Origin of the sequence: Komagataeibacter sp. FXV3 (assembly GCF_015155755.1) — a bacterium.
Taxonomy (GTDB): Bacteria; Pseudomonadota; Alphaproteobacteria; order Acetobacterales; family Acetobacteraceae; genus Komagataeibacter.
On record NZ_VWPI01000129.1, the window covers coordinates 1 to 3,507 of the forward strand.

A 3,507-nucleotide genomic window follows, 5' to 3' on the forward strand; every position below is an offset into this window, starting at 1 on the left:
CAGCATGGGCGACTGGCCCGCATGCGATCAGTGCCAGCAGCGTACCCGTCACGACATGTTTCAGCTTGAGCATGTTCCATTCCTGCATATCTGAATGCGATGTATCGCAGAAAATCATCCATCTGGAAAAGACGTGGCGTGCCACGGGACCCGATTGCCCCCCGGTGTCAGGGGTGCCCGATCCCTGCCGTCCGGTCGCGGGCGGCGTATGCCTCATATGGTTATCTTTCATCCGGTCTGCACCCGTGCAACGGGGCATGACACCATAAAAAATGGCAGGCGTAATATATGAAATTGTTATGGCGCATTCTAACAGTATCCATGCGGCCCCGTTCAGGTCAGGATGGGGAGCATGTACGTGTGCGTTAATCAGGGGCAGGGGGTCAGATTGTTGTCATCGCAGAAGCATGAAAATGTCCGGATGCGTCATATTTCGTCCATTTTTGCATAACATATAATAACCCGGCCATGAAAAATAAAATCCATATGGAAGATATGAATTTTAACTTAAAAAAATCAATATGGCTTTATATTGCAATACTTTTCATATTTATCCTTCTTGTTCCGCACGTGGCGTTCATTACTTCCCACGTATCGTTTTCCAGTAATGAAGGATGGAATGCGTATCTGGCACGGCGCGCCATAGGACTGGATCATGCACCGCTGTATCCCCCGGACGGACAGATGGTGTTCAATAATTACCCGCCCAGTTCGTTTTATGTTGTCGGGTTGTTTGGCTGGCTGCTGGGGGACATGATCGTGGCGGGGCGCGTCATTTCGCTTCTGGCGCTGCTTTTCTGTGCCTGGGCTACGGGGCGCGTTGTCCTCGCCTGCGGCGGAACACGGGGCGGGGCATGGTTCGCAGGCCTGCTGGTTATGCTCTATTCCACTGTTTTCTATAGCGATTATGTCGCCATGGATGACCCGCAATGGCTGGGACAGGCCGTTATCATGGCGGGGTTCATGCTGCTGTTTGGCAATGACCGTGAACCGGGCTGGACCGGTGCATGGCGGCCTTTCTGCGCGGGCTTTGTCGTTGTGGCGGGACTGACCTTCAAGCACAATATCCTGGCCCTGCCGGTGGCGGTCCTTGTGTGGCTGCTGCTGACCGACTGGCGTCATGCCGTTTCATGGATGGGGGGATGCCTTGTGTCCCTGTGCCTGCTGGGGGGACTGTACTACAGCATTTTCGGTCTGGATTTCATTCAGGGTGTCTTTGGCCACAAACGCATCTTCTATGTGCATGGCATGCTCAAGGGATTGGGCAACGTACTGGGGCTGGGTGGCATGATGGTATCATGTGCATTCGTGCCGTGGCGGCATCTGCGCCATCGGTCCGGACTGCTGCTGGGGCTGTATCTGCTGCTGGCGGTGGCATCGGCCATCGTGCAGCGTACGGGTACCGGGGTGTCGCATAATGCCTGTTTCGAAGCACTGATCGCAGCCGCCCTGTGCGCGGGCCTGGCCATGTCTTGCCTGGCGACCACGGGGGATACGGCGGGCCGCGTGCCTGTGCGTACCCTCCTTGTGGGCGTGATGGGGCTGAACCTGCTGCCGGTGATGGTCAGCCTGCCGGCCTATCTGCCCTACCTTTACCGCAGCAATGTGACCACCATCGCGCATAGCCTGAAGGCATCAAACGAAACGATTGCCGCCGTGCATGCGATTGATGGCGATGTGGCGTGTGAGACGCTGGCCCTGTGCTACTGGGCGCACAAGCCGGTGGTGATGGATTTTTTCAACTATTCCCAGCACGTGGCGGTCACGCATGACGCGATGGTGCTGGAACAGGTGGTGGACCGGCACGATATCGCCGCGTTCGTCAGCAATTCACGCTTTGATACACAGGAAGATATCTGGGAGTTTCCCAACCTGTGGCGTATCATCCGCGCGGGCTACATGCATGTGCGGCTGCAGGGGGCGGCTTATATCGTAACACCATGAATGATGCGATGGCGGCACGGCGTGCGTGCCGCCATCCATACCGCGTATTACGGGCGGCCTACCCCCCGCATGCGATGCAGGGTGATGATGGCTGCTGTCAGCACGATGGCTGCACAGGTCTGGTGGACCGTTCCCGCCCATACCGGCACCACCAGCAGCAGCGTGGTCACACCGAGTGCGTACTGCAGCAGCACCAGCCAGCCCAGTACCGCCAGCGCGCTATGGACATCCTGGCCCAGTTGCGGCGTGCGCAGTCCCAGCACGATGGTGCCGCCAATGACAAGGGCCGTGGTGGTTGCCAGCAGGCGGTGGTCGAACTGGACGGCGGGAATGTTCTGGAACCAGTTCAGCCAGAACGGGTGCAGCCGCCCGTAGCCCGACGGGATCAGGTGACCATCCATGAGCGGGAAGGTGTTGTAGGCAAACCCCGCATGCGTGCCCGCAGTAAAGCCACCCGCAATGACCGTGATACCCACCAGCAGGCAGATGGCCCAGACCAGCCGGTGAACGCGCACGGCTTCAGGCGTGGCGGGAATGAAGGCGGGGCGCGGTGTCCGCACGGACAGTGCCGTCCACAGGATGGCGATGTACAGCGCAAAGGCGCAGCACAGGTGCAGCACCAGCCGCACGGGGGCGACCGCCGTGCTGTCCGGGTTGAAGCCTGACGCCACCATGAACCACCCGATCGCGCCCTGCAGCCCGCCCAGCACGAAAAACAGCACCAGTCGCAGCGCCAGGCCCCGGCTCAGCGCGCCGGTAATGGAAAACCAGACCAGGGGCACCAGCAGGACCAGCCCCATGAGCCGCCCCCAGAAGCGGTGCGTCCATTCCGCCCAGAAGATCTGCTGGAAGCCCGCAAGCCCGAATCCGTCATGCAGGATCTTGTATTGCGGAATGGTCTTGTACAGCGCGAACTGCCGTTCCCATTCCGCGTGGCTCAGCGGCGGGATCATGCCGGTAATGGGCCGCCAGTCCATGATGGACAGGCCCGACCCGGTCAGACGGGTGTAACCGCCAAGTGCGATCATGCCGACAAGCATGAAGCAGATTGCAAACAGCCACGTCGAGATACGCTGCCGGTTGCGCAGCTCCTGCGCGGACGGGGGCGTACGGCCCATCAAGGAGCCGAGGGGAGGATATGCGGACATAACCGGATTTAGACCGCCCTTGCAGTCCGCTGCAAGGCGATGCTAGGCGCGAAGGACCAGATCGCTGTCGGAAAACGGGACGCACGCATGATATTACCGCACGCCGCACAGCCAGTACCACCCGCCCGGTCCACGTTGCGCGTGCTGGTCCGGCCGGTGCTGCTGCTTGTGGCCTTTGTCGGGTTTGCGGCGGTCCTTGGCCGCCTGCCGGGGTTGCGGCATATGCTGACGGCTGGCCCGGCCCTGCATTCGGGGGTGGAAGGCGTGGTGATTTTCATCCTGGCCGCGAGTGTGTTCTGCGCGTTTGGCCTGCCACGGCAGGTGGTGTGTTTTGCCGCCGGCGCCGCCTACGGAATCGGGGCGGGCTGCGTCCTGGCCACGCTGGCGACCGTGACCGGTTGCCTGTGTGGCTACG

The 3,507-nt window shown here is 60.5% G+C and carries 2 protein-coding genes and 2 pseudogenes; 2 read left to right on the forward strand and 2 right to left on the reverse strand.

What is annotated here, in order from left to right; translation table 11 throughout:
* A pseudogene (locus tag F1542_RS11650) lies at window positions 1–217 on the reverse strand (hypothetical protein); the annotation flags it as partial.
* A gap of 269 nt (window positions 218–486) precedes the next feature.
* Between F1542_RS11650 and F1542_RS11655 the strand changes: the two are divergent.
* On the forward strand, window positions 487–1,944 hold the full coding sequence (locus F1542_RS11655; RefSeq protein WP_193733191.1) for a glycosyltransferase family 87 protein: 1,458 nt from the start codon (window positions 487–489) through the stop codon (window positions 1,942–1,944).
* Between the two features lie 47 nt (window positions 1,945–1,991).
* On the opposite strand, the gene F1542_RS11660 is transcribed toward F1542_RS11655, so the two are convergent.
* The gene (locus F1542_RS11660; RefSeq protein ID WP_193733192.1) at window positions 1,992–3,062 is read right to left on the reverse strand and encodes a COX15/CtaA family protein; all 1,071 of its coding nucleotides are present in this window, start codon (window positions 3,060–3,062) and stop codon (window positions 1,992–1,994) included.
* Window positions 3,063–3,179: 117 nt separating this feature from the next.
* Here F1542_RS11660 and F1542_RS11665 point away from each other — a divergent pair.
* Window positions 3,180–3,507 (forward strand): annotated as a pseudogene (locus F1542_RS11665) (hypothetical protein); the annotation flags it as partial.

What these genes read in the sequence shown, in the direction of transcription:
- F1542_RS11655 (WP_193733191.1), top strand. Translation starts at nt 487, where the DNA reads ATGGAAGATATGAATTTTAACTTAAAAAAATCAATATGGCTTTATATT.
- F1542_RS11660 (WP_193733192.1), bottom strand. Translation starts at nt 3,062, where the DNA reads ATGGGCCGTACGCCCCCGTCCGCGCAGGAGCTGCGCAACCGGCAGCGT.